General features: G+C 64.4%; 2 protein-coding genes and 1 pseudogene. All 3 read right to left on the reverse strand.

The features are described 5' to 3' along the window. Nucleotides 1-2: 2 nt before the first annotated feature. Nucleotides 3-2,321, reverse strand: a complete 2,319-nt coding sequence (locus tag Q0331_RS10165) for an ATP-binding domain-containing protein (protein WP_298076233.1) — start codon at nt 2,319-2,321, stop codon at nt 3-5. 157 nt (nt 2,322-2,478) lie between these two features. After that, a complete protein-coding gene (locus Q0331_RS10170) occupies nt 2,479-3,318 on the reverse strand; it encodes a DoxX family protein (protein ID WP_298076234.1) in 840 nt (279 codons plus the stop codon). A gap of 117 nt (nt 3,319-3,435) precedes the next feature. Further along, nucleotides 3,436-3,658: pseudogene (locus Q0331_RS10175) on the reverse strand (MBL fold metallo-hydrolase); the annotation flags it as partial.

Genomic DNA, 3,658 nt, shown 5'->3' on the forward strand with positions numbered 1-3,658 from the left:
GATTAATCCCAGGGCAACGGGCGGGCTTGCACAACCGTCAGGCCCTGGGTGGCGCGGGTCATGGCCACGTAGAGGTCGTTGAGCCCCTGGGGGGAGCTCTCCACAATGTCCGCCGGCTCGACTAGGATCACCTCGTCGAACTCCAGGCCCTTCGCGGCGGCGGTATCCACAAGCACAACTTCCACGCCCGCTTTATCCGCCTCGGACTGCACCGCTGCCTGCTCCGTCACAATGTCCTGTAGCCGCGCGGGGTTCGCGGTAATCACACCGATCAGGCCGGATTCACCCGTCAGCTCCCGCGCCTGCTCGACCGCGGCCTGAACCTTCGAACCGAGATCGGCGCCGGTCGCCGCCTTGGCATACCGCACCCCGGTACCCGATTCGCGCAGGGCCAGGGGAGAAGGCTGCGAGGGGTCGATCTCGTGCAACAGCGGCGCGGCAAGATCCGCAATGTCCTTCGGAGTGCGGTAATTCACCGTCAGCTGGTGCAGCTGCCAGCGGTCGGCCACGAAAGGGGAAAGCGCCTCCGCCCAGCTATCCACCCCGCCGGGGTTGCCGGTCTGCGCCGGGTCGCCCACCAATGTCATCCACTTGTTAGGCGAGCGGCGGAACACCATCCGCCAGGCCATCTCGCTGAGCTCTTGCGCCTCGTCCACAATCACGTGTCCGAATGCCCACCGGCTATCGGCTGCCGCACGTTCGGCAGTCGTGCGGTGGTCGCGGACTCGCTGGCGGGCGGCCAGCGTTTCGGCGTCGATAACGTCGTAGGCCATCAGCACCTCGGGCGCGAAGCCATCGTCCAGGTCCTGGCTGGCCGAGCCGGTGAGGATGTCCAGCGCCTCCTGCGCCTCGGTGATCTTCTCCAGCCACTGCTCGCGTTCCTCGGCGGCGGTCTCCTCGTCGGAGACATAGCCCAGCATGTCGATCAGTTCGTCGATGAGTGGCGCGTCAGCGTCAGTCCATTCGCCGCTGGGGTGGGCGGCCAGACCGCGCCACGTGTCCTCGTCGTAGTCGACGGCGATGGCCGCCGGGTCTGCGTACAGCCGCTCCAGCACCTGGTTGGGTTCCAGCTCGGGCCAGAATTGCCCCAGTGCGTCCACAACCGTCGGATCCGCACCGAGTTCCTCGCGCAGGGTGGCGATGTCGCCCTTGCCCAGCAGGTTTTCGCCTCCCAGCGGGTCGGCGCCGATGCTCTCGCCCAGAGCCTCCGCCAGCGAATTCAGCCCGTGGTCCAGGAAGGCCGCCCGCGCATGATTGTGCGGCTTGCGGGAGCGCCGCGCACGAGTCCTTGCTGCCCGCACCATCTTCGGCGTGAGCTGCACGTTGAGCCCGTCGATGCTGATGTCGATGCTGTCTTCCGGCACGGTCTGGTACGTCTTGATCGCATCAGCCAGGATCGTCAGCATCTCCGCCGAGCCCTTGACTTCGCGCGCCAGCAGGTTCGTCTCCGGCACGGTGTGCAGGTTCGGCAGCAGGGTGCCGGGGGTTGCCAGCACCACGCCGGTTTCGCCCAGCGAGGGCAGCACCTGTGAAATGTAGGAAAGGAAGCGGTCGTTAGGACCGATGATCAGCACGCCGGTGTTATCGAGCTGCTCGCGCCACGTGTACAGCAGGTACGCCGCCCGGTGCAGCGCCACGGCCGTCTTGCCAGTACCGGGTGCTCCCTGGACCACGGTCACGCCACGGTGTGCGGCGCGGATGATCGCGTCCTGTTCCGCCGCGATCGTCTCTACGATGTCTTGCATATACGCGGTGCGCGCCCTGTTGACGGCATCGAGTAGCGCTTCTTCTTTGGCGACGCCCCCTCGCGGCCCAGTACCTACCGCATCGGTTGGTCCTGCCGTGGTGGATAGCTGTTCGTCTGCCACGCTGCGCACCGTCCGACCACGGGTGGTGATGTGCCGCCGCGTGTTTACCCCGTCGGGGCGCAGGGTGGTGGCTAGGTAGAAGGGGCGGGCCAGGGGAGCACGCCAGTCCATCAGCAGGGTGCGCATCTGCTCGTCGTCATCGTGCAAACCGATGCGTCCGATGTAGCGGCGATCCAGGTGTTCGTTTCCGGGGACGGGGTTCTCCGCCTCCGCATCTTCCACGTCGATGCGCCCGAACATTAGGCCAATCTCCGCAGCAGAGTAGGAATCCAGGCGTTGAGCAATGTCGCGTGCCTCGCGGTCGCGCACCATCAGACCCTGCGGGTCGTCGATATCGGCCTCCAGGCGGACAGCTTTGAGCCGCTGTTCCAGCTTCTCGCGGGCTTGGTCGACCCGTTCTAGGAGATCGTCGAGGTAGCGCTGCTCGGCAGCGATGTCGTCGGTGAGCGACAAGGTGGGTGGGAGTTCCCTTCTGTGTGTGGGTTCTTAAGTATAGAGATGGATAGAGCACGCTATCCTACTCCTTCCGCAATGCTTTCGATAGCAAAGAACCCCTGGTAGCTCAATAATCCTCTGAGCTAGCAGGGGTACTTTTCTGATTATTTAGCTCTTACTTGAAGCGCTTCTGCGCATTCTTCTGAGCCTTCTTTGCTCGCTTCTGCGCCTTCTGGGCGCGCTTGCGGGACTTCTTGGTGGCCTTCTGAACGTCCTTCTTCAGGCCTTCGGCGTCGAAGTCGTCCCAAGCGTCCTGCGCCTTGGCAGCAGCGGACTGTGCGTAGTCGGAAGCCTGGTCGCCGAACTCAGCTGCGCGCTCGCGCAGGTTCTCGGCTGCTTCCTTCCACTCATCCTGGTGCTCGTCAACGTAGTCGGTAACCTTATCCTGCACCTGGCCGGCAACTTCCTTCGTCTTGGCGAAGAAGCCCTGGGCCTGGTCGGAAGCGCTGGCGGCGAAAGCCTTGGACTGGGTCTGTGCATTCTCCAGCATCTTCTGCTGCTCAGTCTTACCCGGCAGAGCCTGCTGCGCACGCCACTTCAGGCCCGGCTTACCGGCGGTGTCTGCGGAGGTGATAACCAGGCCACCCAGCAGCGCCAGGTCGGTCACCAGGCCGCGGATCTCCTCCTTGCGCTCCGCGCCATTGGACGCATTCCAGAATGCGTGGCGGGACAGCGCGGTCGGGATCTGTACGGCGGCCAGGGTAGCGGCGGCCAGGCGCGGAGCCTTGCCGGTTGCCAGCAGGGCGGAGGCAACCACCTTGGTGGTGCCGACCACGCGCACGGTGGTCTCTGCATCGTCGGGAATCAGGCCGGCCTTATCCTGCGGCAGCACGGAACGCAGAGTGCCGTTGATAGCCTTTGCGTCTTCTGCATATTCGTTGCTGTTCAGCAGCATCTGGGCGCCGTCAACGGCGAAAGCGGAAGCCAGCAGCGGGCGGGCAAGGGTACGGAACATTTGGGTCTACACACTCCTCTTTAGTTGGTGGCACGACCCTTGACTGCGTTTAGTCGTGCTCGAACAATCTCCCAGGTTACCTGAATCAACCTCACCGGGAGTGGGGTCCGGGGCTATCTACCAGCCTCGCGCGGCCCACTCATCGACCTTGCCCTTTTCCTCCCCGACGGACGTGGAATCCCCGTGACCAGGGTGGATTCGGGTTTCTTCGGGGAGGGTGAAGATCCTGTCGCGCACGTCATCTAGGAGCTGCTGGAACTGCTCGGGGTTGTTTGTTTTTCCGACGCCACCGGGGAAAACGCTGTCACCCACCCACGCTCGTGGCACGCGCCCGTCGGCC

Origin of the sequence: uncultured Corynebacterium sp. (assembly GCF_937999985.1) — a bacterium.
Taxonomy (GTDB): domain Bacteria; phylum Actinomycetota; class Actinomycetes; order Mycobacteriales; family Mycobacteriaceae; genus Corynebacterium.

Coding starts and splice junctions, on each gene's coding strand:
- Q0331_RS10170 (WP_298076234.1), bottom strand. CDS start 3,318: ATGTTCCGTACCCTTGCCCGCCCGCTGCTGGCTTCCGCTTTCGCCGTT.